Here is a 25,944-nt window from a genome sequence, read left to right as displayed (position 1 = left end):
GAGAGCGTCCCCCGGGTCACTGGCTCATGTGACAGCCGGATCACTGGACCAATGGATCAGCCGGGCCGAGTCGCGCGCACCGGCCGGAATCGCCATCGGACCAGGTCGGAGGGTTACGGCCGCGCCCGACCGATGAGCCATTGGTACAGTCGTCCATCATGGCCGTGGACGAACTCGACACCCGCATCCTCAGACTGCTGCTGGAGCAGCCGCGCACCAGCGTGCGCGAGTACGCCCGGATCCTCGGGGTGGCCCGCGGCACGCTCCAGGCCCGCCTGGACCGGCTGGAGCGGGATGGCGTGATCACCGGCACCGGCCCCTCCCTCTCCCCCGCCGCCCTGGGCCATCCGGTGCTGGCGTTCGTGCACATCGAGGTCACCCAGGGCCATCTGGACGACGTGGGCGACGCGCTGGCCGCCGTACCGGAGATCGTGGAGGCCTTCTCGATCACGGGCGGCGGAGATCTGCTCGCCCGTGTGGTGGGCCGGGACAACGCCCATCTGGAGGACGTGATCCAGAAGCTGATCAGCCTGCCGGGCGTCGTCCGCACCCGGACCGAGGTCGCGCTGCGCGAACGCGTCCCCTACCGGCTGCTGCCTCTGGTGGAGTCGGTCGGCCGGGCCTCGCGCGGCTGACGCCCGGCGCTCCGGGCGGCCCCTCGGCGACCTTCGGCGGCCGGTCGGCCGACGCGCGCGGAACGCTTCCTTCCGTGCGTTGTGCCTGGTGGCTGCCTAGCGTGGCCCCATGACCATCTCTCAGACCCGGCCGGACACCGGCGACCGGCGACGGTGGAAGGCGCTCGGGGTCTGTCTGACGGCGGGCTTCATGACGCTGCTCGACAGCTCGATCGTGAACGTGGCGCTGCCCTCGATGGAGCGCGGGCTGGGCGCCGCCCCGGCCGATCTGTCGTGGGTGGTCTCGGGGTACGCCCTCACCTTCGGCCTCGCCCTGGTCCCGGCGGGCCGGCTCGGGGACCTGCGCGGCCGGCGCGAGGCGTTCCTGTTCGGACTGGCCCTGTTCACCGTGGCCTCGGTGGCGTGCGGGCTGGCGCCCGGCGCCGGCTGGCTGGTGCTCTTCCGGCTGCTCCAGGGCGCGGCGTCGGGCATCGTCGCACCGCAGACCACCGGGCTGATCCAGCAGATGTTCCAGGGCGGCCCCGAGCGGGCCCGGGCCTTCGGCATGCTGGGCAGCGTCGTCGGGATCTCCACCGCGGTGGGGCCGCCGCTGGGCGGTCTGCTGATCCAGGTGTTCGGCACCGGCGACGGCTGGCGCTGGGTGTTCTACGTCAACCTGCCGATCGGCCTGGCCGCCTTCATCGCGGCGCTGCGCCTGCTGCCCCGCTCACCGGCCCGGACCGGCGGGCGGGAGAGCCTCGACCTGCCGGGCGTGCTGCTGCTCGGCGCGGGCGTGCTCGCTCTGATGCTGCCGCTGGTGCAGGAGCAGCAGTGGACCGGGCGGGAGAAGTGGGCCCTGCTGCCGGTGGCCGCGGTGCTGTTGGGCCTGTTCTGGGGGTGGGAGCGGCGACAGGGACGGCTCGGGCGGGCGCCGCTGCTCGATCTGGCGCTGTTCGCGCAGCGGTCGTTCTCGCTGGGCGTGCTGCTGAACCTGGTGTACTTCGCGGGCTTCACCACCGTGTTCTTCGTCTACACGCTGTTCCTCCAGAACGGGGTCGGCTACGGCGCGCTCGCGGCGGGGCTGTCCTCGCTGCCCTTCGCGATCGGCTCGGCCGTCGGGGCGGCGGTGAGCGGCCGGATGGTGGTCCGCCACGGCCGCAGGCTGGTGATCGCCGGGCTGGCCGGGGTGGCGCTGGGCCTGCTCGGGGTGATCGCGGCCGTGCAGCTGGTGCCGGGGCGGGGTGCGGCGCCGGTGGCGGCGCTGCCGCTGCTGGTCGCCGGGCTCGGCTCGGGGGTGACGATCTCGCCCAACACCACCCTCACGCTGGCCGGCGTCCCCGTGCGGCGCGCCGGGGCGGCGGGCGGGGTCCTGGTGACGGCCCAGCGGATCGGTTCCGCGGCCGGGATCGCCGCGGTGGGCGCGGTGTACTTCGCGCATCTGGCCAACCACGGCAGCGCCGCGACCGCCCTGCAACTGGGGCTGCTCACCGCCGTGGGAATCATCGTGGTGGCACTCGGGCTGGCAGTGGCCGACCTGCGGGGCCGCCGGACGCCGCCGTATCCGGAGCACGGCGGTACGCCGGAGCGCACCGGTGCGCCGGGCGCCCGGCCGCGACCGGAGGAACCGGACCCGGCGCCCTGAAGGGCTCCCCGGCCGCTACGACCGGCGGCGCGGCTTGCCCCGCCTGGGGGCGGTGGGCTTGGCGCCGGCCGCGCGGCCCCGCGCATCGCGTCCCGCCGACTTGCCCTGGCCCTGCTTGGCCTGGCCCTGCTTCGTCTGGCCTTGCTTGGCCTGCCCCTGCTTGGGCCGGGTGCCGCCGCCCTGCTGGGTGCGCTTGCCCTGCTGCCCGGCCGGAACGCCGGCCGCCGTACGGCCCCGGGTGCTGTTGACCGTGCGTCCGCGGACGATGCCGATGAAGTCCTCCACCAGGTCGGTCGTGGCCTCCTCGGGCCAGGACAGGGCGACGCTGGACTGGGGGGCGTCGACGACCGGGCGGTAGGTGAGGTCGCGGCGGTGGTAGAGGCGGGCCAGGGACTGCGGCACGACCAGGAGGCCGACGTTCGCCGCGACCAGCTCGATCGCGTCCGGCGTCGTGGCGGGCCGTTCGAAGGCGGGCTCGCCGGGCGGGGCGTCCCAGTCGAAGACGTCGTCCAGGGGGTGGAAGAGCACCTCGTCGGCGAGGTCGGCGAGGGTGACCTCGTCCGCCGCCGTGATCACGTGGTCCTTGGGGACGATGACCACGGTGGTCTCGGTGTAGAGGGGGATCGCGCTGAAGTAGGCGCGGTCGACGGGCAGCCGTACCAGACCCGCGTCCGCCTCGCCCGCGCGCATCAGTTCCGGGGCCTCGGCGGCGGGGGCCTGGACGAGAGTGAGCGGGATGTCGGGCAGGCGTTCGTGCCAGACCTTCACCCACTTGGCGGGCGTCACTCCGGGGACGTACGCGAGCCGGAACGACGGTGATTCCTCCGAGCCTGTCACCAGGCCAGGTTACCGGGCGTGTCCGACAGCACCGTCACCGGCCACGGCCGCGACCTCCGGCACCGGCCACGGGCACCCGCCACGGCACCGGCCATCGGCCACCGGCACCCGCCACGGCCCCGACCGCCGACACCGGCCACAGCCCCGCCACCGTCACCCGCCCCGGCCCTGGCCGCCGTCACCGGCCACGGCCCCGACCGCCGTCACCCGCCGCGGCCCCCGGGCGCGCTCGCCCGCCGCGGTCGGGCAGGGCCTGTCCGGCCGATACCCTGGAGGCATGAGTTCGCAGCAGAGCACCCAGACGATGAAGCCCGCGACCGCGGCGAAGAAGCTGGGTGTGTACCTCCCCGCCACCCCCGCCTCGTTCCAGGAGGGCGTGGTCACCCGCGCCGAGCTGAACGAGTTGCAGGCCGATCCCCCGGAGTGGCTGCGCGAGCTGCGGCGCAACGGCCCCCACCCGCGTCCCGTGGTCGCCGCGAAGCTGGGCGTGTCCATCTCCGGGCTCGCGCGCGGCGGGATCACCGACGCGCTGACCACCGAGCAGATCGAGGCGCTCAAGCAGGAGCAGCCCGAGTGGCTGGAGAAGGAGCGCGCGACGCAGGCCGAGGTCCGCAAGGAGACGGCGCGGATCAAGAAGCAGCAGGCCGAGCGCGCCGAGCAGGCCCGCCCCTGACACCCGGCGTCCCCGATGCCCCCACCGCCGTCGGCGCTGGGGGCATCGTGCTGACCGCGTGCGTTCCCTTGTCCCCAGGCCCCGGGGGCGTTGTCAGTGGCCTGCCCTAGAGTTCCCGGCACTTGATCACTGCGGGTGCGGGAGGCTCGGATGGGGTGGGTGTCGGCCGGCGACTACGAGGTCGCCCTCGACAGCGGAAAGGTGGTCTGCCGCAACGCGGCCGGGCGGTTGCTGAAGTCGGTCCCGCCCAAGATCGCCGACGATCCGGCCGTGGTGGGGCTCAGGCAGCTGACCGAGTGGCTGGAGCGGCACGAACGGCAGTGTCTGGAGGATGCCGAGCGGTGGATGATCCGCTCGCTGCCGGTGCCGCTCGCCGTCCTCACGCGCGTGTGGCCCGACCCCGCCTGGCAGGCCGCGCTGCGCGACCTCGTCGTCACCGGCGCGGACGGCCGGGTCGCCGGCTTCCTGCGGGACGCCGACCCCGAGCGCGGTCTCGGCCTCGTCGACCTCGACGGCGACACCGTCCGCATCAGCCCCGAGCTGGTCCGCATCCCGCACCCGGTCCTCCTGGAGGAGCTGGAGGAGCTGCGCGAGTTCGCCGTCGAACTGGGTGTGGAGCAGAAGGTCCAGCAGCTGTTCCGCGAGGTCTGGCACCGCCCCGAGGTGTTCGACGCCGAGGCGAAGCAGGTCGAGGAGTACGCGGGCGGCTCCTTCAAGGAGCTGCGCTTCCTCACCGGCAGGGCGGCCCGGCTCGGCCATCGGGTGCGCGGCGGCTACGCCGTGTGTCCCGTGGTGGAGGACGGTCGCAGCGTCGAGGCCCGCGTGTGGGTCGGCGACTACGAGGGCTACGACGAGACCGAGACCGGCCCCCTGCTGTGGGCCGACCCGGCAGGCCGCGTACTGACGCTGGGCCAGGTCGGGCCGGTGGCCTGGTCCGAGGGCATGCGCATGGCGGCCGGGCTGTACGCCGGGCGGGACGTCGAGGACGAGGAGCAGGCGGCATGACGTACGGCGAGTACGACGAGAACACGGCCGCCGCGCTGCTGGACGCGGGGGCGGGGGGGGGGGCGGGGGGGGCGCGGCGGGGGGGGGGGGGGGTGCCGGGGGGGGGCGCCGTGGCGCGCGCGCCGCGGGCGCCATGCCGGCGGGCCACCCCCCCCCCCCCGCGCCCCCGGGGGGGGGGGGGGGGGGGGGGGGGCCCCCCCGGCCCCCCCCCGACCGCGAGGACGCCGACCTGCTCACCGTCCGCACCTACACGCACCCCGCGCTGGACGGCCGCCGGGTGGTCCGGCTGGTGCCCGGCACGCTGGGCGAGGCCGAGGACCTGGCACTGGAGTTCCTGGGACTGGTCCGGGAGCCGGAGACACCCGAGGTCGGCCAGGTGCGCCGGGAGACCCTGGGCTTCCCGGCCTGGGCGCTGGTCCACGACCCGGCCAACGGGCACCACGCGCTGGCCCTGGTGCAGGACATGGAGCGGCTCGCCCGGCAGGCCGCCTCCCGCCCGGGCACGGCCAAGGACGGCTTCGAGGCGCTGGGCGAGCGGCTCGGGCGGGCGGTGCCGCACTTCCTGCCGACGTTCTACGAACAGGCCGCGCGGGTCTTCCTCCAGCAGGAGAACACCACCTACGCCGCCGCGTTCTTCGGCAAGGCCCGCGAGGCCGAGCGGGTGCACGCGCTCGCGGTGGACGAGGAGCGGCAGCGCGCGGTGTTCCTGGAGTTCGCCTTCGCCGGGGCGCTGACCGTGAAGGCCCTCAAGCAGTATGTGAAGGACCTCACCGCGCGGCTCGACCCGGCCGCCGCCTGGGCGCAGTTCCGGCAGCTGACGGTGGAGCGGTGCGCCGCCGGTACGCCGCCGTACGCCTCGCTGCCGCAGGACGCGCGCGGGCTGATCAGGGGCGCGGGCCTGGACCGGGTCACCGAGGAGTGCGCGCTCGTCGCCGACCTGCTCGCCTCGCCCGCGGCCCTCCGGGCGCCCGCCTCCTTCTGGACCGCCTACCGCGCGGTGCTGCCGGTCCTGGCCGACCGCCGGCCGGAGATCCGGGTGCGGCTGCTGGAGATCATGCCGGCCGGGCTCGGCCGGAAGGTCGAGGACGACGAGTTCTGGCTGACGCTGCTCGCGGAGACCGGCGCGGACCGGCTGCTGACCGACCCGGCGGCGGCCGCGGAGCACGGCGTCGATCCGGCCGGCTGGCTGACCCGGTGGGCGTCCTTCCGCAAGCACGGCGGCTCGTGGTCGTGGCGCTCCCCCGCCACGCTGGCGCTGGCCGGGCGCATGGTGCCGTTGCTGCGGGCCGCGGGCCGCCCGGTGGACCTGTTCGCCGGCGGCTGGCATCCCGGCGCCGATGTCGACCTGCTGGACCTGTGCGTGGCCGAGGGCGTCCCGCTCACCGTCCCGGAGGGCGACGACAGGATGTTCCTGCCGCTGGCCGAGTGGCTGGGCGACACCCGCGACGGCCGGCGCGACCTCACCGCCGTCGCGGCCGATCCCCGCTTCCGGCGGCTGCTGCACCAGGCCGTGGAGAAGACCGGCGGACACCAGCGGTCCGGTGAGCTGCTGGCATCGGTCGCCGGCCACCCGGTGCTGTCCGAGGTGCTGCGCGAGTGGCTGGAGGAGACCGCCGTCGCGTACACGCGCGCGGTGGGCCTGCCCGGTGCGCGTGCGGCACTCGACCGGCTCCGGCCGTTCCGGACGGTCGCGGCCGAGGTCAGCCCGGCGGCCGTGGCCCGGATCGCCGGACACGACACGGCTCCGCTGCTGGGCCGCACGCTGCGGGCCGGCATCCTGGACGAGCTGGGCTGGCCCGCCCTGGAGGAGGCGCTCGCCCTGCTCGACACGGAGCAGGGCGCTAAGGGCGAGGACACCTCGCTGGCCGTCCACGAGGCCTGGCCCGCGCTGATCCTGTGCCGCAGGCGCAGGGTGGTCGTGGTCGGCCCGGACCGGGTGCTGCTCGACCACGCACTGCGGCTGCCGCAGGAGCTGGACCGCTGGCAGCGCCCCCGCTACCGGTACGTGGACGGCGAGCTGCTGGTGATGTGGCGGCACGGCGGCAAGCAGTACGGCTACTGGTCGGCCCGGCCCGCCGAGGTGTTCGAACTCGGCGGCGAACAGCTGCCGTCCTGGTGGTCCGGCAACGAGACGATCGTCCCCTCGATCCCGCTGCCCCGCGGCGGCCGCGCGAGCGGCGGCCGCACCCTGCACGCCGGCGACACGGTGCTGCCGCCGACCCGCTCGGTCCTCGGGGACGGCACCACGTACTGGCGTCAGGGCCGCCAGGGCCGGCAGACGGTCTGGCTGGAGTACGACCCGGCCACCGGCACGCACGGCCGTGCGTCGCTGCCCGCGCTGCTGCGCGCCGGCATCCGCGAGGACGCCGAGCTGCTGCCCGGCCGGTGCGAGGTGCTGCCGCTGCAACCGGGCCTGGAGAACAGCCCGTTCGGCACCGACGGCACGGTGCTCGGGCGCTGGGTGCGCACCGAGGGCAAGGGCACCGGACTGCGCCGCACCGCCGGGACGGCGGACGGGCGGACCGTGTCGCTGCCCGGGGTGGTGGACGGCTGGCGGGTCGTTCCCCTGGGGGCGCTGCGGCTGCCCGGCGGCGTCGAGCCCGTCGTCGCCCAGACCCCCCGGCATGTGGCGCTGTTCGCGGGCGACGACGCCGCTGCCGGTGAACTGGGCCGCGTGTCGCCGAACAGCGGGGGCGGCGACTTCGCCGCCGGCACCCGGCTGGTGCCCCCGCTGCCCTACTGGCACGCGCTGCGCCCCCGCGACACGCAGGCCTCGGCCGTGCTGCGCGCCCTGACCGACGCACAGGCCGCGCAGCTGCTGCGGAGCACGGCCGAGGCACTGGCCGTACGGCAGGAGGAGCTGGCCCGCGCCGGTGACGACGAGGCCGCCAAGGCCGCCGTACCGGCCGTGGACACGGTGGCCGTGTGCGCGGTGGCCGCCGCGCTGCCCGCCCTGGCCGACGAGCGGCTGCGCGCCGGCGTCGCCGCCCTGGTCCGGTACGGGCTGCGCGTCGCCGAGTCGGCCACCGCCTTCGCCAACCCCCCGCAGGAGCGGCCACGGCAGCCGCGCAACCGGACGGAGGGCATGTTCGCCGACTACAGCCCCGAACACGGCGACGACCGCGGCCTGTTGGAGGCCGTCTCCGGCTTCGGCGGGGTCCAGGGCTGGTGGCGGCCCGAGCAGTGGAGCGCACTGCGCCAGATCCGCGCGGTCAACCATGTGCTGTCCGGCCATCCCGCCGACGGCACCCCGCTGCCCGACGCCAAGCGGCTGGGCAACCTCGGCGACGGCTGGACCGGCGAGCCGTACACCGTCCCGGACGCCGGGCTGGCATGGCCGAGCCTGCTGGGGCGCTTGCGCGCACTGGCCTACCGGGCCACCTCGGCGGCCCTGACCGACGCCCAGCGGGAGCCGCTGCTGCTGCTGTTGGAGGCCCTCGCCGAAGGACCGCTCGCCACGGCCGGCGGCACGCTCCGCACCCTCCTGCTGAACGAGCCGTACGACCACCAGCAGCGCGCCGGGCAGGTGCTGCGCCGCGCGGGGCGCACGGTGGTGATCCTCGGCTGCCAGAACATCGACGTGCAGCGGGGCGGGGTCAACTGGCTGGCGGTGGACCACGATCCGTCCGGGGCGTTCGGCCGGGTCGCCCACTTCACGCTGCACGCGGAGGCGCACTACGAGCCGGGGATCTCCGCCGAGGACCTGGCCGCCGTCACCCGTCTGATCCGGGCGAAAGGCGCCGCGCCCTGGCCGTCCGAGGCGCCCGCGGCACTGGTGGCGGCGACCGGCGGCGGGCTCGGCCCGCTCCAGGCGGCCGTGCTGCTCGCCGGTCAGCCGCGCGAGCCCCACACCGACGGCCTGACCGCCCTCGGGCTCAAGCCCCGGCAGCGGGAACTCGGCGAGCGGCTGTTGCAGGGGCTGGACGCAGGCGGCCGGACAGAACTGATGGGCGCGCTGCTGCCCGCGGACCCCGCAGCCCTGTGGACGACGGGACCGGACACCGAGGCCGCGGGCCGGGTGTGGGCCGAGCGGTTCGGCTCCCTGGTGCGGGTGCCGGAGGACGTCCGGGAGGAGCTGGCCGGGCTGGGCGTCGGATACGCCGACGACGTGCTCAATCCCTCCCTCACGCCCTGGCTGAGCCGGACCACGGTGCTGCGGCCGGACAAGGACGGCACCCTGGTGCCGGAGGACCCCGCGGCGGTACCGGGCCGGTACGACCTGGGGAACGCCGTGCGGGGGCTCGCCGCGCTGGCCTACGGCCTGCCGTACGGCCACCCGCTGCGGTCCGCGCTGCCTGCGGGACTCGCCGCCGTGCGCCAGCGGATGACCGACCCCGAACTGCTGCTCGGGCTGGGTGTCGAGATGACGGAGAAGGGCGGCCCCACGGCGGTGGAGGTGCGCAAGGCGTACGGGCTGCCGGAGACCGGCGGCGCCGACGCGCACGGACTGACCCGGGTCGGCGCGGCCATCGTGCTGCGCCCCTGGTACCGCGACACGGAGACGGTGCAGATCCGGCCGGCCGGGCTCACCGGGGCCGACGACCCGGTGTTCGGGCTGCTGGAGGGCCTGGTGGGACCGGAGCGCGGAAGCGGTCTGCGGGCTCTGCGCACCCTTCTCGGCGCCGAGCTGGAGCGGGCCGTCGCGGTCGGCGCCGAGGGCCCCGCGGGGTATGCGCAGGACCCGGCCACGAGCGTGCCGGAGCTGGTCGCCGAGGTCGCCGCGGCGCATGGCCTGGGTGCCGACGCGGCCGGGCTCTACCTCCAGTTGCTGGCCCTGCCCGATCCGACGGACCGCAACTGCGCCCGCTGGACCGGCTGGAAGCCCGCGCGGCTGAGGAAGGCCCGCGCCGAACTGGCCGCGACCGACCTGGTCGTGGAGGCGAAGCGGCCGCGCGCCGGGCGGAGCCTGTTCCTGCCCGGCGGCTGGCGGGACCTGAAGTCGCCCGCGCTGCCGGTGGAGACGTGGAAGGAGGGCCTGTACCCGATCGGCCGTCTGCGCGCGATACCGCTGCTGCCGGTGCCCGAGCTGTTCGGCCGCGCCTGGGCCCGGGTCCGCGCGGGCGACGCGCCGGCGTACGAGGAGCTGACCACCCGGGCGACCAGAAGGGGGCGGCGCCGATGAGCGGGCCGTCTCCGCTGCCGCCCGCCCGCCGTTCGCGTGCCTGCGGTCCCGCTGCCCGAGGCCGGCGTGCCGGTACGGCGGCCCTCCGTGCCGTCCGCACCCCGCTCGCCGCCCCTTTCCGCACCCCTGCCCTCGCCCCTGCCGTCGGCTCTGCCGTCCGCGCCGTCTCGAAGGATCCCCGCCCATGACCACCGCCGTCGTCTCCGACCCCGCGCCGCAGCCCGCAGCGGCGGCCCGGCAGATCGTCCCGCCCGAGGACCGGTACGCCACCGAGCTGGCCTTCCTCGCCGCCCATGACCAGGGTCCGCGGCCGCCCGCCTGGCGGCTGACGCCCCGTGCCGTCGTCACGTTCGTCGTGGGCAGCGAGGGCCGGGCGCTGCAGCTGCCGGACGACGTGGAGGCGCCTCAGGGAGTGCCGCGCCGGCTGGAGATCACCGGAAAGTTCGTCGGCGACCGGGCCCTGGTGGAGCGGTGCGTCGTCACGCTGGCCGGGGAACGGGGCCTGCTGCTCGTCGGCGAGCCCGGTACCGCCAAGTCGATGCTGTCGGAGCTGCTGTCGGCCGCCGTCTGCGGCACCAGCGGGCTGGTCGTGCAGGGTACGGCCGGTACCACCGAGGACCAGCTCAAGTACGGCTGGAACTACGCCCTGTTGCTCGCCCAGGGGCCCAGCCGGCAGGCGCTGGTGCCGTCGCCGGTGCTCACGGCGATGACCCGGGGGGCGATCGCCCGCGTCGAGGAGGTCACCCGCTGCCTGCCCGAGGTGCAGGACTCCCTGGTGTCCCTGCTGTCCGAGCGGCGCATCGCGGTGCCCGAACTGGCGGGCTCCGAGGAGGCGCTGGCTCATGCGGCGCCGGGCTTCAACCTCATCGCGACCGCCAACCTGCGGGACAAGGGTGTCTCGGAGATGTCGGCCGCGCTCAAACGCCGCTTCAACTTCGAGACGGTGGGGCCCATTTCCGACCTCGACGCCGAGGTGGCGCTGGTGCGCGGCCAGGCCCGGGCGTCGGTGGCCCGGTCGGGCGCGCCCTTCCAGGTCGACGACGCGGTTCTGGAGGCCCTGGTGACCGTCTTCCGCGATCTGCGCGAGGGCCGGTCGGCGGAGGGCTGGGAGGTGGAGCGGCCGTCCACGGTGATGAGCACGGCGGAGGCGGTGTCCGTGGCGGGCGCGCTGGCCCTGGCCGCGGCCTACTTCCCGGGGGACCGTGACGTCCTGGCGCTGCTGCCCGGCCATCTGCTCGGGGTGGTGCACAAGGACGACCCGGCGGACGCGGCGCGGCTGCGCGGCTACTGGGACGGTCCGGTGCGGCGCCGGGCCGAACAGGGCGCGGCGACCTGGCGCACGCTGTGGGACCTGCGCACGGTCCTGGAGGGCTGAAGCACCGTGTCCCCTGTCTCCCCTCCCGCCGGTGGCACGACCGCCGCCCCGACGCCTCCCGCCGGGGGCACGACCGCTGCCCCGACGCCTCCCGCCGCTGGCACGACCGCTGCCCCGGCACCTCCCGAGGCGGCCGTGGCGGCCCTGACCGACCCGGCGGGGCCGTACCTCATCGGCGTACGGCACCATGCTCCGTCCCTGGCCGCGGCCGTGCCCGCGCTGCTGGACGCGGCCGGGCCGGATGTGCTGCTGGTCGAACTGCCCGCCGAGGTGCAGGACTGGCTTCCCTGGCTCGCCCATGAGGAGACCCGGGCCCCGGTGGCTCTGGCGGCCGCGCCCGTGCCCGGGGCCGGGGCCGGGGGCGGGGGCGGTGGACCGGCGTTCTATCCCTTCGCCGACTTCTCTCCGGAACTCGCGGCCGTGCGCTGGGCCGCGCGGCGCGGCGTCCCGGTGATCGCCTGCGATCTGCCGCTGGCGGACCGGGCGTGGGCGGGGCCGGCGGAGTCCGGTGGGGAGCCGGGCGGGCAGTCCGGCACGGAGGCCGGCGGGGAGCGTGGCACACCCGGTGATACGGCGGGAGGTGACCCGGCATCCGTCGGCGGGCCGGAGCCGGAGAGCGGCTCCACGGCCGGGGGCCCGGGCGTGGCCGGGCTCGGCGCCGCGCTGCGCGCCCGCCTCACCGGGCGCCCCGGGGACGATCTGTGGGACCGGCTGGTCGAGGCCCCCGCGCCCGGTTCCACGCCGGAGGCGCTGCGGCGCGCCGCACTGCTGACCGGTTGGGCGCTGCGGGCGGAGGCGGAGGCCGCGGGCGGGGTGCCGGAGCTGGATCTGCGGCGGGAACGGTGGATGCGCGCGCGGCTGGCGGCGGCCACGGCACACGGGGAGCGCGCCGCCCTGGTGATCGGCGCCTTCCACGCCCCGGCACTGGTCCCCGCGGCCGGGGAGGTGCGGCAGGAACTCACAAAGACGGCTCGGGCGACGGGCTCCCGGGCGGACACGACGACAGCGGAACGCGGCCGGGGCGGACCGAACCGCCCGGCGGAGGCCTCCCCCGCTGCCTGGACGACCTCGCTCATCCCGTACAGCTACCCGCTGCTGGACGAGCGCTCCGGTTACCCGGCCGGGATCCGCGACCCGGAGTGGCAGCACCTGGTGCTGGACGCGGCCGGTGATCCCGGCGCGCTGGCGGAGGCGCTGACCCGGGCCGCCGTGCGGGTGTGCGCCGAGTTGCGCTCCCTGGGACACCCCTCGGGCCCCGCCGACGCGCGCGAGATCGCGCGGGTCGCCGGCGATCTGGCGCGGCTGCGGGGGCTGCCCGCGGCGGGCCGCGGCGAGCTGGTCGAGGCGGTGCAGACGGTCCTCGCCCAGGGCGAACCGCACGGCCGGGGGCGGGCCGTCGCCCGGGCCATGGAGAAGGTGCTCGTCGGAACACGGACCGGACGGCCGGCGCCGGACGCGCCGCGCAGCGGGCTGGCCCCGGCGGTCGAGGCGGAGCTGGCGGCGCTGGGGCTGCCGGGCCCGGCCGAGTCCGGCCCGGGCAGCGCGCGGGACCTGCGCCTGGACCCGCTCCGCTCGGAGCTGGACCGCCGCCGCGAGCTGCTGCTGCGCCGCCTGACAGCGTGCTCGGTGCCGTACGCGGAGCCCAAGGCGGTGACGGGCACCGGCGGCGCCGACGCGCTCACCTCCCGCTGGGAGGTGCGCTGGACCCCGGCCACGGCGGCGATGCTGACCGCGGCAGCGGTGCGCGGGGTGACTCCGGCACAGGCCGCGGAGGGGGTGCTGCGGCAGCGGCGGCGCACGGAGCGGGACGAGGGCGGGCCCACCGCCGCGCAGTCCCTCCAGGGGCTGGCACAGGCCGCGGAGTGCGGGCTGCCCGCGCTGGCCGACGAGCGGCTGGAGGAGCTCGCCGAGGTGCTGCCGGACTCCGGCACGCTGCCCGAACTCCTCGCCGGACTGGCCCTGTTGGACCGGCTGTGCGCCGGGCACATCGCCGGACTCGGCGGTGACGGAGCGCGTACGGCGCGGGCGACGGCCGTCGCGGGGCTGCTGACGGCCGCCGCGGTGCGCCAGGTCGACGGGCTCACCGGTTCCGAGGACCCGGCAGACGCCCACGCCCTGCTGGAGCTGGCGCACCGTGCGGACAGAGAGGGTGGCATCCGGCTGACGGACGCGCTCGCGCGGCTCGCGGCCGGCGGTTCGCCGCTGATGCGCGGCGCCGCCGGGGCCGTACGGGTGCTGCTGGGGCAGGAGGAGGCCCGGGTGTTCGGCGACCGGGTGGCCTCCTGGGTGGACGGTGCCTGCGATCCGGCGGGCCGGTCGGCGCTGAGCGCGCGGCTGGCCGGTCTGCTGACCGCGGCCGGACCGCTGCTGGAGTCGGCGGCGCCCGCCGTGGAGCCGCTGCTGAACCGGGTGTCGGACCTGTCCGACCAGGATTTCCTGGACCGGCTCCCGGCGCTGCGCGACGGCTTCGACACGCTCAGCCCGGCTGCCCGGGAGCGGCTGCTGACCGCCGTGGAGCAGCGGCTGGACGGCGTACGTCCGGACGGAACGGGTGCCGTCACGCCCGCGGCCCTGGCCCGGTGGACCCGAGCCGATCTCGCAGCCCGCGCGGCACTGGACGCGCTGGGGCTCCTGCCGACCGCCGCCCCGGCGAAGGGCGCTTCGGCGGACGCGACCGGCGAGGGGAGGACGGCGGTCGACCGGGAGCGAGCCTCGATCGCAGCCCCGGGCGAACCCACTGCGAAAGCCGCGGGGGAAGCCCCGGGACAGGCCGCCGGCGATGCCCCGGGGACCGCGCCCGCCGCGTCGGACGGCGAGCGGCGGCTGACCCCGGCCGACCGCTGGCGTCTGGTGCTCGGCCGGCGCAGCGACCAACTGCCGGTATCCGCCCGGCCGTTCGCGACCGCGCTGGACGAGCTGTACGGCAGCGGCCGGGGCGAGGGCAGCCGCGGGGACCTCTCCCACCGCGGCGGCGGACGCGAGAGGTCGTATCCCGGGGCGCGGGAGTGGTCGGAGGAACTGGCCGCCCTGTTCGGGCCCGGCATCCGTGAGGAAGTGCTGGCGGCGGCCGCGGCGGCCGGACGCCAGGACGTGTTCGCGGAGCTGGACCCGGACGCCGTACGGCCCTCCGTCGACCTGCTGCGCTCGGTGCTGCGGCACGCGGGTGGCCTGCCCGAGGCGCGGCTGGCCGCACTGCGACCGCTGGTGCGGCGCCTGGTCGACGCGCTGAGCCGGGAGTTGGCGACCCGGCTCCGCCCGGCCCTGCACGGCACCACGCTGCCCCGCCCGAGCCGGCGCCCGGGCGGCGGCCTCGATCTGCCCCGCACGCTGCGGGCCAACCTGGCGACCGCCCGCCGGTTGCCGGACGGCACGGTCCGGGTCGTACCGGAGCGTCCCGTGTTCCGCAGCCGCGCCCGGCGCGCGGCCGACTGGCGGCTGATCCTGGTCACCGATGTGTCGGGCTCCATGGAGGCGTCCACGATCTGGGCGGCGCTCACCGCGTCGGTGCTGGCCGGGGTGCCCACCCTGTCCACGCACTTCCTGGCGTTCTCCACCGAGGTGATCGATCTGACCGACCATGTCGCGGACCCGTTGTCCCTGCTGCTGGAGGTGCGGGTGGGCGGCGGTACGCACATCGCCGCCGGGCTGCGGCACGCGCGCAAACTGGTCACCGTACCCTCGCGCACGCTCGTCGTGGTGGTCAGCGACTTCGAGGAGGGCTACCCGCTGGGCGGGCTCCTCGCCGAGGTGCGGGCGCTGGTCGGCGCCGGCTGCCACGTGCTGGGCTGCGCGAGCCTCGACGACGCGGGCCGCCCCCGGTACTCCACCGGGGTGGCGGGCCGGTTGGTCGCCGCGGGTATGCCGGTCGCCGCGCTCAGCCCGCTCGAACTCGCCCGCTGGGTAGGGGAGAAGATCACATGAACCCGGAAGCCACCCCACAGACCGGTGCCGGACTGCCCGCGGTCGCCCCGTCCGTGACCGCCGAACTCGTCGCCGCGCTCACGCCCCGGCTGCGCAAGCGCCTGGACGCGGGCATCGCCAAGCTGGCCGGCCGTCCCGTGGTCCGCGACGGCGACACCGTGCGGCTCGCCGTCGACGACGACACGGATCTCGTGCTGCACGCGCCCGGCTCCACGGTGACGCGTGCGGACGCGATCCGGTGCGGCTGTCTGCTGGCCCCGGACTGCCTCCACCGCGCCGCGGTGGCGTCGGCGGCCCCGATCGCCGACACCGACACCGTCGCCGTACGGCAGGACTCCACGACCGTCGCGGACGACGCACCCGAGCCACCGGCCGCGCAGGAAACCGCGGCCGCCTCAAAGACTGCGGCCACGCCCCCACAGACCGCCGCCGCCCGCGCGGTGCACGACGCCGCGGCCGCCGTGCTCGAGGCCGGTACCGACGGCGCGGGCGCGGTGCTCCAGGCCGCCTTGCTGCGGGCCGCGCACACCGCACGGCTCGCCGGGCTGCACCGGGCCGCCGCCACCTCCGTCTCCGTGGTCACCGCGCTCCGCGCGGGGCGTTCGGCCGACCCGGCGTTCCGCCTCGCCGACCTGGTGGCGGCCCTGCGGGACGTGCTGTCGGTCGCCCACCGGCTCCGCCACGCCACCGGTGCCGAGCTGGACATGCTGCGCGGGACGGCACGGCAGCCGTACCGCCCGGACGGCGCGCTGCGGCTGTACGGCCTCTTCTCCGAGCCGGTCCTCACCGCGAGCGGTCACGCGGGCGCCGTCACCTGGACCGCCGACGCCGAGGGCCGCCTCTACCAGGTGTCCGACGTGGCTCCGGGCGGGGCCGGGCGCGCGACGGGCGCCGCCGACCGCACGGTGCGGATCGGCGACACGGCGCTGACCCACCGCGAGCTGTCCCGCGCGGGTCTCGCGGTGACAGGGGCGACCGTCTCGCCCACCGGGCGGCTCGGCGCGGGCGCCGGGGTCCGGGCGGTCCGGGCCTCGGGTGCCGACTGGCGCGCGGAGCCGCTGGACCGGCTGTGGGCGGTTCCGGTGACCGAGCAGGTCGCCGGCGCGCAGGCGGGCGGTCCCGGGCTGCTCTTCCTGGAGGTCACGCTCGTCGGTACGGCGGCCGAGGCGGCGGGCGCCTGTCTGCTCGCCGAGTGCGGTGGCGTCCTGGTGCGGCTGACGGCAGCGCACGACGACCCCGCGCTCGCGTACCGGGACAATCTGCGGCTGCTGACCGCCGCCCGGGGCAGCAGGCTGCGGATCGTCGCCCGGCTCGCTGCGGCCCCGCACGCCCGGGCCCTGCTTCTTGCGGCCGAGCATCCGACCGTGCCCGGCGCCCGTGTCGACCTGGGCCTGGACCGCCTCCAGCGCGTCGACCTGCCCGCCACCGGCGCCACCCGGCAGCAGACCGTGCCGACCCCGGAAGAAGCACCGGTCCATCTGCTGCGCCGCCGGGTCCAGCAGGCGGTGGCGGGCGGCCGGCGGGTGCTCTCCTTCCCCGGTGACACGGCCGCGGACGTACGGCGCCTCGGGCGGGCCGGGCTCGCGACGGCGGGCGAGCTGCTCGAGGAGCTGCACGCGGCGGCGGCCGAGCGCTCCCGCGATGTCTTCGGCAGGCTCCTGCCGGCCGACCCGGACCGGTTCGCCCGGGCCTGGCTGGCGGCGGCCCGCTACACCGAGGAGCTGGACCGGGCGCTGTGCGTCGCCGCGTGGTCGGGTGAGGTGGAGTGAGCAGGCGACATGACGGGCGTCACCGAGGCGGGCGGGGAGGGGTCCGATCCGATAGGGGGACCGGTTCTCGAGCAGCCCTGCGCCGTCGGTGACGCCCGCGCTACGGTCGGCCTGAGATCGTCAGGGAAGCGGGGGGGCATGGCCGGTACGACGGACGAGGACGGCCCGAGCGGCACGTGGGCGCGCGAGTTGTGGGACTACGCGCAGGCCGTGCTGAGGGAGTGGCAGTCCACGCAGGTATGGCAACCCGCCCAGCAGTTGCGCGCGGCCTCGCACGGCAACGCGCGCGACTACGCCGGACGCTTCCTCCTGGAACTGCTCCAGAACGGCCACGATGTTCACAGCAAAGACCGGAACGACGGGAGCGTGCACGTCCTGCTCGACGAGGGCGAAGGGGCGCACGGCACGCTCTATGTCGCCAACGGCGGCACTCCCTTCACCTGGGCCCGCATCCAGGCCGTGTGCAAGCTCGCCCGGAGTGAGAAGACCGTCGGCGAGGGCATCGGGAACAAGGGGGTCGGCTTCCGCAGCATCCTGGAAATCACGGATGCCCCGGAGGTCTACAGCGCCGGCGCGGCCGGAGAGGGTCCGGCCGTGCTGGACGGGTACTGCTTCCGGTTCGCGGTGGGGGACGACCTTCGGGTGCTGCTCCGCGACGAGGACCTGGTCCGCAGGGCGGAGGAGGAACTCCCGCCCTTCCAGGTCCCCTTCCCCCTCTCGGACGTGCCCCCGACGTGCAAGGAGCTGGCCGCCGACGGTCATGTGACGGTCATCAGGATCCCGCTGCGCAACGAGGCCTCCCGGCGTGCGGCCGTGCGCCGCCTCGACGAGCTGGGCGCCGCGAAGGCTCCCGTGATGCTGTTCCTGGACCGGCTCGACCGACTGGTCATCGAACGGCGCGGAGGCGAAGCCCCCCGCCGTACGGAACTCACCCGGCGGGAAGCCCCCTTGGCGCTCGGCGGGGACCAGCCCGAGGGGCACGGTGTGCTCGCCGGTGCGGCGCAGAGCGTTCCGGTCGTCTCCCTCGCCCGTGTCGATCTCGGCTCCCTGGGCGCGTACCTGGTGGCCAGGGGCGAGGTGCCCGTGGCACGCCTGCGTGCCACGCTCGAGGCGGCGACCGAGCGGGGGCAGCTGGACGACTCGTGGGGCGACTGGAAGGAACCGGCCGTCGTCGAGATGGCGTTGCCCCTCGACGGCGCCGAGTCGCTGCGGGGTGGCCGGATCTACACCTTCCTCCCCCTGGGCGAGGACGCCGGCGCGCCCCTGCGGGGACACCTCAACGCCCCGTTCTTCACGAAGGTGGACCGTACGGCCCTCGACCGGGAGCACCCGCTGAACAGCATGCTGTTCGCGGCGGCGGCCGAGACCTCCCTGGCGGCGGCCGCCGTGCTGCGGGAGGGGGCGCGGCCCTCGGACCGCAGGCTGGCGGTCGATCTTGTGACATGGGAGCACGAGCCGCGCTCCCACCACCTGTTGCGCGAAGCGGCGCAGCGGGTGCATGGCGCCGAGTTCGCGGACGTTCCCGTCGTACCGCTGCTGGACCGCGGGGCTGCGCACGGTTCCTGGGGCACGCCCCGCGATTCCGTGCTCTGGCCCGATCTCAGGCTGTCGGTGCTCACGGCCGAGGCGGCCGGGGCGGTGGGCATCGCCGTGGCCGACCCGGACGTCGGGGCCAAGCCCCTGAAGCGTCTCGCGAGGTTGTGCGAGGCGCTCAAGTGCCCCTTGGAGCCCTCGGCGCAGCAGCGGGCCGACCATGCCGAGCGGATCGTGGAAACGCTGCCGCGGCCCGCTCCCGATGCTCCCGCCGACCACTGGAACGGCGTGTACGCCGATCTCGCCCTGCTGTTCAAGGAGGAGGGGGGAGTACTGCGGGGCAGGAAGCTGTTGCTGGCGGACGACGGGGAGCTCCGGCGGGCCAACGGCGACCAGTCCACGGGCACGAAGGACGGCTCGCGGCGCAGAGCGGCCAGGCGGGAGGCGTTCTTCCAGCCGGCTCGCGGCGAGACAGCGGGTGACAAGGCCCTGGCCGTGCCCGACGCCTTGAAGAAGCGCATGTTCTATCTGCACCCGGGACTGAACTGGGTGGAGGAGGAAGGTCACGTACGACGTCAGGAAGCCCGGCTCTTCCTGGAACGCTTCCGGCTCGTCCGCCGTTTCGACGCCGCCGGCCTGCTCGACCACGTCCGCCGCGCCCTCACCGAGAGCACCTCGGCGCGGCTGCGCGAACAGGCCCTCCGCTTCGTGTTCCGCCTCCACCAGTCGAGGCAGTCGCAGTCGCTGCAACTGCGCCAGCTGGGACTGTACGTTCCCTCCGCCGAAGGCCCCGCCATCAAAGCGGCCGATGCCGTGTTCGGGGCCGGATGGACCGGGACCCAGGGCGACGCGCTGGCCTCCGTCGTGGCCGAGGGGCGGGAGTCCTCGGCCGGCCTCCGCTTCATGGCGGAGCGGCTCCTGGCGCCGCCCGAGGGCTTCCTGCGGCGGGGCGAAACCCAGGAGGAGTGGCGGGAGTTCCTCGGCTATCTCGGTGTCACCGACGGGCTGCTGCCCGTGGTGTCCGCCGGCGCGGAGACGCAGGCCGAGGGGGGCATGCTCACCACGAGCAACCTGATCAGCATGGCGAAGGTGTCCGACGTGGTCGCCGATCAGTGGCGGCCGTTCATCGACCGCGCGCGGAGCCGGGTCGCTCATCGGTACACCCCGTACGTCGGAACCGCCGCGTTCCGGCTGCCGGGCCAGGACGTCGCCGGGCGGCTGAGCGAACCGGGCCGGATCGCCTATGCACGCCTGGTCCTGGACGGCCTGGCCCGGTGGCAGCACAAGCACCTCACCAGCGTCTGGCACCGGGACCGGACGGGCAACAAGGATTACCAGCAGGTCCCGACTCCCCTGTCCGCCTTCGTCCGCGGTCAGCGCTGGCTCCCGGTGCGTGGCCGTGGCGGCAGCGTCCACTTCGTACGGCCGGACGAGGCGTGGCATGCCCCCGCGACCCTGGAGCAGGAGCCGGTCTTCGCCCCGACCGTGCTGCGGCAGCTCCGCCCCCTGCTGGACGACGATCAGGTCCTGCGACGGCTGCGCGACGCCGGGCTGCCGACCTGGGGCGACCCCCGGGACAGCGCCCGGCTCATCGCCACCCTGGGCGAGCTGGTGAAGACGGACGCCGTGGACGACGGGGACCGGGCCGCCCTTCAGCGGGCGAACGAGCGCGCCTGGCAGAGCCTGGCCGCCCAGGCGTCCTCCCTCGAGCCGCTCATCGGCTCGGCCCTGCTCGCGGAGCGGGGCAAGCAGCTCATCGCGGTCGACTTCGCCACGCTCCTCGACGGCTCGGTCCGGCTGTACGTCACCGGGGACCGGGACAGCCTGAAGGCACGCCTGGCCGGAGAGCTCACGCTTCCGCTGCTCGTGGTGCCGGAAGCGGCGGCTGACGTCGCCCGCATCCTGCGCCGGCGCTGCCCGGACGCGATACGGCACGCCGACGACGCCGACCTGTCGGTCGAAATCGTCAGCACCTCCGGCACCACCGTCGTCGGAGCCTCCGGCACGACCGAAGGGCTCGGCACGCCACTCGTCGACGAGCTGCCGTGGCTTCCGCTCGCGGTGGGCGTGCTGGCCGACCATCCGCCCCGGGGCGGCCGTCCGACCGATGCCGAGCTCACCGAACTCGTCGCCGCCGTCCGCCGCGTCCGCGTCCACCGCTACCTCTCGCTGAAGATCACCCTCGACGGGGCGGACGTGGAACTCCCGGAACGGCAGGACGGCATGCTGCCCCTGCCCGACCCCTCGCACCCGCTGGTCCTCACCCCGGACCTGCCCCTCTCCTGGGACTTCGTGGCCCGGACCGGCTACGCGGTCAGCCAGGTCCTGGACCGTCCGACGTACGCCGTCCCGCTCAAGCTCGCCGCCCGCGAACTGGAGCGGTGGCACGCGTCCCTCGATGAGCCGACCGAGCAGCAGCTCGCAGCAGCGCTCGACTTCTCCGTCGACCAGGTCGGGGAGACCGCCCACCGCCTCGACGGCTCCCTGGCGGGAGTGCTGGAGCGCTGCCACCCCTTCCTCGTCCACGCGCTCGGCGCCGGCAGGGCCAGGGAGCTGACGGAGCCTGCTCCGGCCGACGCCCGGGAGTTCCTCGCCCGCCTCGCACCGTACGAGGGCGCCCTTCCGCTGCCCGCCGCGCAGCTCATCGAGGCCGCGCGCGACGCGCGGGACATCGACGGCCTCCGGAACGTGGCCGAGGTCGACTTCGCGGACCTGAACCGCACCCTGGCGGGGCTCGCGCCCCGGTACCGCCCGATCAGCCACGCCGAGGCCCACGACGAGGCCGTACGCCGGTACGTGGACTTCGGTCGCGGCGTCCTCATCGACCGGCTGCGCTGGGCCCGTCGGGAAGAGTTCGACCATCGCAGGCCCATCGCCGACTGGCCCGCCCTCCGCTCCCTGAAATGGATCACGGCTCCGCAGGAGTGGGCGCTCACCGTCGACACCGCCGACGACGGCCTGCTGCGGGCCCACGTCGAAGAGGCACTCACCGCCCGGCTGGGGGCGCCCGCCCCGGCCAAGGGCGAACGGCTTGCCGCCATGGACAGGGTGCGCAGCCACAACCACGCGCTCATAGCCAAGGCGGCACCCGACCTGGTCGCCCTGGTCAACGCCGCGAAACAGCCGCTGCCCGCGGCGCTGGCGAAGGCGGCCGCCGCGGAGGAGATCACCGCCCTGCTGGACGAGGCGGGCGCGCTCGACTTCCGTGAGCTCTCGGCGGACGATGTCGTCGGCTGGCTCGCGGCCCTCGGACAGTGGCCGGCGGGGATGGACGCCTCCTCGGATCCCCGGGTGCACGGGCTCACCCCGGCCGAGCTGGACCGAGCACGGAACGCCGCGGAGCGGGCCCGCACCGAACGGGCCAAGCGCAAGCGGATCATCTCCCTCGGCGAACGGGACTTCGACATCGAGTCCGGCGACTTCTCCGAACTGGCCGCGGAGCTGCGCCGCACTCTGGAAACCGACCCGCCGCTCCACGGCAGCCCCCGATGGCGCTGGGCCGCGCTGAAGCCGATCCCGCCCCGGAGGACGGCCGGCCCCTCGGGTGAACGGCCAGGCGGGCGCGTCGAAGCAGAACGCGGGCTGTCGTCGGCCCAGCGCTCGGCGATCGGCTTCGTCGGCGAGTGGTACGCGTACCAATGGCTGCGCGAGCAGGACCGGGCGACCGACGAGACGAGCTGGGTCTCCGGGAACCGGGCTCACGTCTTCCCCGGCCCTGGCGACGACAGCCTCGGCTACGACTTCACGGTCGGCTCCGGCAGGAGTCCGCGGCTGTACGAGGTCAAGGCCACCCAGGGGCCGGGCGGGCGGATCGAGCTCGGCGAAACCGAGGTGCGGGCGGCGCAGAAGTACGCCGGCAGTGACCGCTGGCGGATCCTGGTGGTCACCTCGGTGCTGGACGCGGAACACCGACAGGTGCGCATGCTGCCGAACCCGTTCAGCGAGCGCGGCCGCGGGCTCTACCGCGAGGAGGGCGGCGCGCTCCGCTTCGCCTATCGGCTGTGAGGCGCGGCCGCTCCCTCCGCCACGATCGGCTCGGTCAGCCGAGGAAGCTCAGCCGCACCGTGCGGTCCGGGTTGTCCTTGTTGGTGTCCACCAGGCAGACGGACTGCCAGGTGCCGAGTTCCAGCCGGCCGGCGATGACGGGAAGGGTCGCGTGCGGCGGGACGATGGCCGGCAGGACGTGGTCGCGGCCGTGGCCGGGGCTGCCGTGCCGGTGCTGCCAGCGGTCGTCGGCGGGGAGCAGGCTGTGCAGGGCGGCGAGGAGGTCGTCGTCGCTGCCGGCACCGGTCTCGATGACCGCGACCCCGGCGGTGGCGTGCGGGACGAAGATGTTCAGCAGGCCGTCGCGGCCGGCCGCCGCCTCCCGCAGGAAGTCCTCGCAGTCCTGGGTGAGGTCGACGACGCGCTCCCGCGTACCGGTGGAGACGTTCAGCGTCCGGGTGGTGAAGGCATCTGGCATGAGGTCATCCTGACCCATGAGCCGGGATCCACACTCCCCGGCACGGCCGGTTCTGATACCGGCGGTCCACGGAGCGAGATGCGGCGTGGCTTTTCCGGCACCCCGGCCGGCGCCCCGGAAGGGGGTACATGCCCGAACGCTGCGTCGCCGAGCGGGTGTTGGCCGAGGCCGGGCTCGGCCACCGGACGGGCGCCTGGCCGCGCCCCCTCTCCGGCGGCGCGGCCCGGCTCGGCGTCGACCCTTGGGCCGGCACGGCTACTGTTCGCCGGTGGCCGGACGGCCGGGCCTCATTTCAGGTGTCGGGTGAAGAACTGGGCCGCGGCATCCGCCGCGAACTGCGGAACACCGGTATGGCCGCCCATATTTGCGTGCAGCGTCTTCTCCTTGGAGCCGAAGGCGTCGAACAGGTCCAGGGCCGCCTGCCGGTCGTTCCCCTCGTCGTCCCACTGCAACAGGACGTGCAGCGGGATGGTGACCTTGCGGGCCTCCTCGAACATGGCGCGAGGGACGAGACTCCCGGCGAACAGAACAGCGGCCGAGATGCGCGGCTCGACCACCGCCAGCCGGGTGCCGATGGAGATCACTCCCCCCGAGTATCCGACCGGACCGCCGATCTCGGGCAGCGACAGGAGGCCGTCCAGGGCGGCCTGCCATTCCGGGACCGCCTGGTCGACCAGCGGGAGGATGAGGGCGTCGATGATCTCGTCGCTGACCGGCTCACCGGCCTCAATAGCCCGGCGCAGATCGGCGCGAGCCTGCTCGGCGCCGGGCAGACGGGGCCGCTCGCCGCTTCCGGGAAGTTCGATGGTGGCCGTGGCGAAGCCGTCCGCCGCGGAGTTCCGGGCCCGGGCCACCAGCCGGGGGTACGCCGTGCGCAGCCCGAGAGGAGGGGGGCTGAGCAGGATCAGCGGCGTCGGTGCGGATGCGGATGAGGGCGTCCACAGGATGCCGGGGATCTCGCCGAGGGTGAATTCGCGTTCGAGGACAGCGTCGTCGAGACGCCGGGCAGAAGTGACGTGCATGGTCGTGCCTTTCGGGAGTGCCATGGAACGGCGCTCCCGGACGACCTATCGCCCGACCGTGACCCCGGAGGGGAGCACCCATGTCGATACGTTCACGGGTACCACCTCCTCGCTCTCTTGCACGGCCTTCCGAAACGTAGCAGTGGCCGCCATGACTTCGCCAACGGGTTTTCGCTGAGCACCGGTCACGCGGGCCCTTCGACCTGTGACGTCAGCCGTCGACGCCTCGGCGGATGCGGCGGGAGGGGGTGAACGCGTACAGGTCGAGCACGCCGGGCGGCTCGGCGAGACCGGGGCCGCCGGCTTCGATCCAGGTGGCGATGTCGTCGGCGGCGTCGGGGTCGTTGACCAGGCCCAGCCATACCGGGCGGCCGCCGGCCACCCGGCCGGCGGCGGAGGGCTGGACGACGATGACGTTCGCCTGCTCACAGGCGTCCAGGCAGTCGGTCACCCGCACCTGCGCAAGGCCGTCGAGCGCGTGGCGCAGCCCGGCCAGCTGAGCGGCGTGGTCGATGCCGGGGATCTTCGCGGTGCCGCAGCAGCAGCCGCGGCAGACGGTGACGGTACAGCGGGCCGGTCCGTCGGTGGCGGGGGCGGCCTTGCGTGCTCGGCGGCTCACCGGGCGGCACCGGCCCGGGCCTCGGCGGCGCCGGTCGGACGTATGACGCCGGAAACGGCGGACCGCTGTGCTGCGGTCGTCACTGATCCCCCTTGAGACATGCCATCGGCCGACAGACGCGGGCCGTTGCGTCCGACGATAACAGTGGAGCCTTCGTGACCTGCGGCGCCGAGGGGCAAGGGGCGGGTGCCACCGGGTCCGGATGGTCAGGCAGCGAGCGGCGCGGCAGCGGGAAGATCCGGGCCCGGCACCCTGTTAGTGGAAGCGTGAACGAATCACGCGAGGTCGAGGTTGTGGTCATCGGCGCCGGTCAGGCGGGGCTGGCGGCCGCCTACCATCTGCGGCGCACCGGTTTCGAGCCCGGCCGCGACGTCGTGGTGCTCGACCACTCCCCCCGGCCGGGCGGCGCCTGGCAGTTCCGGTGGCCCTCACTGACGTACGGCAAGGTTCACGGGATGCACGCGCTGCCCGGCATGGAGCTGACGGACGCCGATCCGGCGCGGCCGTCGGCGGAGGTGATCGGCGAGTACTTCGACCGGTACGAGCGCGTCTTCGACCTGCGGGTACGGCGCCCCGTCGATGTGCGGGCGGTGCGCGAGGGCGACGCGGGACGGCTGCGTGTGGAGACCTCGGACGGCGTGTGGTCGACGCGGGCGCTGATCAACGCCACCGGCACCTGGGACCGTCCGTTCTGGCCGCGCTATCCGGGGCAGGAGACCTTCCGCGGACGGCAGTTGCACACCGCGCAGTATGCGGGGCCCGAGGAGTTCGCGGGGCTGCGGGTCGTGGTGGTGGGCGGTGGTGCCTCGGGCACCCAGCACCTGCTGGAGCTGGCCCCGTTCGCCGCCGCCACGACCTGGGTGACCCGGCGGCCTCCGGTGTTCCGCGCCGGGCCCTTCGACCAGGAGGCGGGCCGCGCCGCGGTCGCGCTGGTGGAGGAACGGGTGCGCCAGGGGCTGCCACCGCTCAGCGTCGTCTCGGTCACCGGGCTGCCGCTGAACGACGCCGTCCGGCAGGGGCTCGCGGACGGGGTGCTGGACCGGCAGCCGATGTTCGACCGGATCACCCCGGACGGGGTGGCCTGGGACGACGGTCGGCGGGTGGACGCCGATGTGATCCTCTGGGCGACCGGGTTCCGGGCCGCGCTCGACCATCTCACGCCGTTGCGGCTGCGCGGGCCGGGCGGCGGTATCCGGCTGGCGGGGACCCGGGTGGCGGCCGATCCACGGATCCATCTGGTCGGGTACGGCCCCTCGGCCAGCACCATCGGCGCGAACAGGGCCGGGCGGGCGGCCGTACGGGACATCCGGCGGCTGCTGGCGGAGCAGGAGGCCGTCGCCGCGTGAGGTC

At 75.3% G+C, this 25,944-nt stretch carries 14 protein-coding genes and 1 pseudogene; 10 read left to right on the top strand and 5 right to left on the bottom strand.

The genetic code is table 11. From position 1 onward, the window contains the following. Positions 1-158 precede the first annotated feature (158 nt). Entirely contained in the window at positions 159-635 is a 477-nt protein-coding gene (locus ACFVIU_RS12560) for an Lrp/AsnC family transcriptional regulator (protein WP_385842328.1), read from the top strand. Between the two features lie 109 nt (positions 636-744). Beyond that, positions 745-2,256 carry an MFS transporter gene (locus ACFVIU_RS12555; protein ID WP_385842327.1) on the top strand — a complete coding sequence of 504 codons (1,512 nt, stop codon included), beginning with the start codon at positions 745-747 and terminating at the stop codon, positions 2,254-2,256. 15 nt (positions 2,257-2,271) lie between these two features. Here the strand turns inward: ACFVIU_RS12555 and ACFVIU_RS12550 are convergent, their stop codons facing one another. After that, positions 2,272-3,093, bottom strand: coding sequence for a LysR family transcriptional regulator substrate-binding protein (locus tag ACFVIU_RS12550; protein ID WP_385842326.1), 822 nt, complete (start codon positions 3,091-3,093; stop codon positions 2,272-2,274). 277 nt (positions 3,094-3,370) lie between these two features. Here ACFVIU_RS12550 and ACFVIU_RS12545 point away from each other — a divergent pair, with 277 nt between their 5' ends. From ACFVIU_RS12545 to ACFVIU_RS12515, 7 genes are all read left to right on the top strand, one after another. Further along, complete coding sequence (locus tag ACFVIU_RS12545; protein ID WP_385842325.1) at positions 3,371-3,766, top strand: DUF5997 family protein; 396 nt, start codon at positions 3,371-3,373, stop codon at positions 3,764-3,766. Between the two features lie 150 nt (positions 3,767-3,916). After that, on the top strand, positions 3,917-4,771 hold the full coding sequence (locus ACFVIU_RS12540) for a DUF4132 domain-containing protein (RefSeq protein WP_385842324.1): 855 nt from the start codon (positions 3,917-3,919) through the stop codon (positions 4,769-4,771). 133 nt (positions 4,772-4,904) lie between these two features. After that, positions 4,905-9,893, top strand: a complete 4,989-nt coding sequence (locus tag ACFVIU_RS12535; RefSeq protein WP_385842323.1) for a hypothetical protein — start codon at positions 4,905-4,907, stop codon at positions 9,891-9,893. 184 nt (positions 9,894-10,077) lie between these two features. Continuing rightward, the gene (locus ACFVIU_RS12530) at positions 10,078-11,268 is read left to right on the top strand and encodes an AAA family ATPase (RefSeq protein ID WP_385842322.1); all 1,191 of its coding nucleotides are present in this window, start codon (positions 10,078-10,080) and stop codon (positions 11,266-11,268) included. A 135-nt stretch (positions 11,269-11,403) separates the two neighbouring features. Further along, positions 11,404-15,189, top strand: a complete 3,786-nt coding sequence (locus tag ACFVIU_RS12525) for a DUF5682 family protein (RefSeq protein ID WP_385842321.1) — start codon at positions 11,404-11,406, stop codon at positions 15,187-15,189. Beyond that, positions 15,186-16,958 (top strand): hypothetical protein, encoded by a 1,773-nt coding sequence (locus ACFVIU_RS12520; protein ID WP_385842320.1) that lies wholly within the window; start codon positions 15,186-15,188, stop codon positions 16,956-16,958. Before ACFVIU_RS12525 ends, ACFVIU_RS12520 begins: the two co-directional genes overlap by 4 nt. Before the next feature lie 138 nt (positions 16,959-17,096). Further along, positions 17,097-22,496, top strand: a complete 5,400-nt coding sequence (locus tag ACFVIU_RS12515) for a sacsin N-terminal ATP-binding-like domain-containing protein (protein WP_385842319.1) — start codon at positions 17,097-17,099, stop codon at positions 22,494-22,496. Positions 22,497-22,530: 34 nt separating this feature from the next. Here the strand turns inward: ACFVIU_RS12515 and ACFVIU_RS12510 are convergent, their stop codons facing one another. The 4 genes and pseudogenes from ACFVIU_RS12510 to ACFVIU_RS12495 form a co-directional block, all read right to left on the bottom strand. Beyond that, on the bottom strand, positions 22,531-22,953 hold the full coding sequence (locus ACFVIU_RS12510) for a secondary thiamine-phosphate synthase enzyme YjbQ (protein WP_385842318.1): 423 nt from the start codon (positions 22,951-22,953) through the stop codon (positions 22,531-22,533). A 287-nt stretch (positions 22,954-23,240) separates the two neighbouring features. Continuing rightward, positions 23,241-23,975, bottom strand: a complete 735-nt coding sequence (locus ACFVIU_RS12505; RefSeq protein ID WP_385842475.1) for an alpha/beta hydrolase — start codon at positions 23,973-23,975, stop codon at positions 23,241-23,243. Between the two features lie 211 nt (positions 23,976-24,186). Further along, positions 24,187-24,594 (bottom strand): (2Fe-2S) ferredoxin domain-containing protein, encoded by a 408-nt coding sequence (locus ACFVIU_RS12500; RefSeq protein ID WP_385842317.1) that lies wholly within the window; start codon positions 24,592-24,594, stop codon positions 24,187-24,189. Beyond that, positions 24,591-24,785 (bottom strand): annotated as a pseudogene (locus tag ACFVIU_RS12495) (hypothetical protein); the annotation flags it as partial. The pseudogene ACFVIU_RS12495 and the gene ACFVIU_RS12500, both read right to left, overlap by 4 nt. Before the next feature lie 75 nt (positions 24,786-24,860). On the opposite strand from ACFVIU_RS12495, the gene ACFVIU_RS12490 reads away from it, so the two are divergent. Continuing rightward, a complete protein-coding gene (locus ACFVIU_RS12490; RefSeq protein ID WP_385842316.1) occupies positions 24,861-25,940 on the top strand; it encodes an FAD-dependent oxidoreductase in 1,080 nt (359 codons plus the stop codon). Positions 25,941-25,944: the final 4 nt, after the last annotated feature.

Origin of the sequence: Streptomyces sp. NPDC127190, from assembly GCF_042672505.1 — a bacterium.
Classification (GTDB): Bacteria; Actinomycetota; Actinomycetes; order Streptomycetales; family Streptomycetaceae; genus Streptomyces.
Note: the sequence above shows the minus strand (reverse complement) of the source record. Positions and strands in the feature narration are given on the sequence as shown.

What these genes read in the sequence shown, in the direction of transcription:
- ACFVIU_RS12560 (WP_385842328.1), top strand. Translation starts at nt 159, where the DNA reads ATGGCCGTGGACGAACTCGACACCCGCATCCTCAGACTGCTGCTGGAG.
- ACFVIU_RS12555 (WP_385842327.1), top strand. Translation starts at nt 745, where the DNA reads ATGACCATCTCTCAGACCCGGCCGGACACCGGCGACCGGCGACGGTGG.
- ACFVIU_RS12545 (WP_385842325.1), top strand. Translation starts at nt 3,371, where the DNA reads ATGAGTTCGCAGCAGAGCACCCAGACGATGAAGCCCGCGACCGCGGCG.
- ACFVIU_RS12540 (WP_385842324.1), top strand. Translation starts at nt 3,917, where the DNA reads ATGGGGTGGGTGTCGGCCGGCGACTACGAGGTCGCCCTCGACAGCGGA.
- ACFVIU_RS12535 (WP_385842323.1), top strand. Translation starts at nt 4,905, where the DNA reads ATGCCGGCGGGCCACCCCCCCCCCCCCGCGCCCCCGGGGGGGGGGGGG.
- ACFVIU_RS12530 (WP_385842322.1), top strand. Translation starts at nt 10,078, where the DNA reads ATGACCACCGCCGTCGTCTCCGACCCCGCGCCGCAGCCCGCAGCGGCG.
- ACFVIU_RS12520 (WP_385842320.1), top strand. Translation starts at nt 15,186, where the DNA reads ATGAACCCGGAAGCCACCCCACAGACCGGTGCCGGACTGCCCGCGGTC.
- ACFVIU_RS12515 (WP_385842319.1), top strand. Translation starts at nt 17,097, where the DNA reads ATGGCCGGTACGACGGACGAGGACGGCCCGAGCGGCACGTGGGCGCGC.
- ACFVIU_RS12510 (WP_385842318.1), bottom strand. Translation starts at nt 22,953, where the DNA reads ATGCCAGATGCCTTCACCACCCGGACGCTGAACGTCTCCACCGGTACG.
- ACFVIU_RS12505 (WP_385842475.1), bottom strand. Translation starts at nt 23,975, where the DNA reads ATGCACGTCACTTCTGCCCGGCGTCTCGACGACGCTGTCCTCGAACGC.